Raw genomic sequence first — 1,523 nt, 5'->3', positions numbered from 1 at the left:
TGTAGACATGATGGATGACCTGCCCACCTGACAAACGTGGGTTAAGTTAATGGGTGTGAAACCTTTATCAACTCAGTGCCACAACTCAGGAGGCAGGTCATGAAACAGTTTAACGATATTTACGTCGGCCTTGATGTTCACAAAGACACCATCGCCGTTGCCGTCGTGCGCGGTCTTCGCACGAAACCGAGTTACTTTGGAGAAATCCCCAACACACCAACGGCCATCACCAAGTTGCTCAAACAACTGAGCCCCGATGGCGAGGTTTTGAACTTTTGCTACGAAGCGGGGCCATGTGGTTATGAGGTCTACCATCAGGTCACCCAGCAGGGCCACGCCTGTGACGTCGTGGCCCCCTCCTTGATTCCGAAGATGCCAGGCGTGCGCATCAAAACCGACAGGCGTGACGCCATGAGCTTGGCCAAGTTGCACGCCGATGGCAGCTTGACGGCCGTGTGGGTACCCGACAAAGAGCAAGAGGGCATCCGAGATCTGAGCCGGGCACGCGAAGATTTCAAACAAACCGAGACCAAGGCACGCCAACGCTTGGGAGCGTTTTTGCTGCGCAACGGCAAGGTCTTCACCGGCAAAAGCAAGTGGACCGTGGCGCACTGGCGCTGGATGGAGACGCTCACATTTGAGACGCCCACGCAGCACATCGTGATGCAAGAGTACGTGGAGGCGCTCAAGGAGGCTAGTCGGCGCGTGTTGGGCATGGAAAAGCAAATCTTGCTGGCCGTGCGCGGCTGGAGCCTGGAGCCAGTGTTGAACAGCCTGTTGGCCATGAGGGGGGTGAACACGATCACGGCGGTGACGTTGTTGGCCGAGCTGGGGGACATCACGCGCTTTGACAACCCCAAGCAGCTGATGTCGTATTTGGGGCTGGTGCCCAGCGAATACAGCAGCGGCAGCAAAAGGCAGCAAGGCTCGATCACGAAGACGGGCAACGGGCACGTCAGGCGGGTGCTGATCGAGGCGGCCTGGAACTACCGATTCCCGGCACGCAAGAGCCGCACGATAGAGATGCGGGCAGAAAAGACCAGTGAGCGGGTGCAGGCCATTGCGTGGGAGGGGCAAAAGAGACTGTGCGGGCGGTATCAAAAACTGCTGACGTCGGGCAAGCTCAAACAAAAAGTGTGCACGGCGGTGGCCCGCGAGATGGTGGGCTTTGTCTGGGCGATTGCGTGCGAGGCCAGTGGCCGGGTGCACGGTAGCCGGGCAACGGCATGAACAAGAGGTCGGTGATTGTGGTTCAGGGACTGCGCAGGCAGAACTGCAGAACCCCAGACGCTCCTATGTGGCGCTCACTCGCAAGGGGGAGATGACCCACGACTGTAGAGATGGGCAGCTGCGCGACCGAAGACAAGGCATGTGGTAACCAACCCACGAATACCAGATTGATCTACCGTCGCCCAATCAGCCTCGTAGTCCCTGAACCACAGTCACTGACCGAGAAGACAAAAGAAACAGAGAAAGCTGAAAAACAACCGGTACCTATTGACAGGTCAATCCATACCAGGAGC

General features: G+C 57.7%; 1 protein-coding gene. It reads left to right on the top strand.

Translation table 11 applies throughout. The annotated features are described in order from the left end of the window. Nucleotides 1-99: 99 nt before the first annotated feature. A complete protein-coding gene (locus B9Z48_RS21285) occupies nucleotides 100-1,230 on the top strand; it encodes an IS110 family transposase (RefSeq protein WP_108380580.1) in 1,131 nt (376 codons plus the stop codon). Nucleotides 1,231-1,523: the final 293 nt, after the last annotated feature.

The sequence above is a fragment of the Limnohabitans sp. WS1 genome (assembly GCF_003063265.1).
Classification (GTDB): Bacteria; Pseudomonadota; Gammaproteobacteria; order Burkholderiales; family Burkholderiaceae_C; genus Limnohabitans_A.
This window is presented reverse-complemented; position numbering and strand designations above follow the sequence as displayed.

Coding starts and splice junctions, on each gene's coding strand:
- B9Z48_RS21285 (WP_108380580.1), top strand. CDS start 100: ATGAAACAGTTTAACGATATTTACGTCGGCCTTGATGTTCACAAAGAC.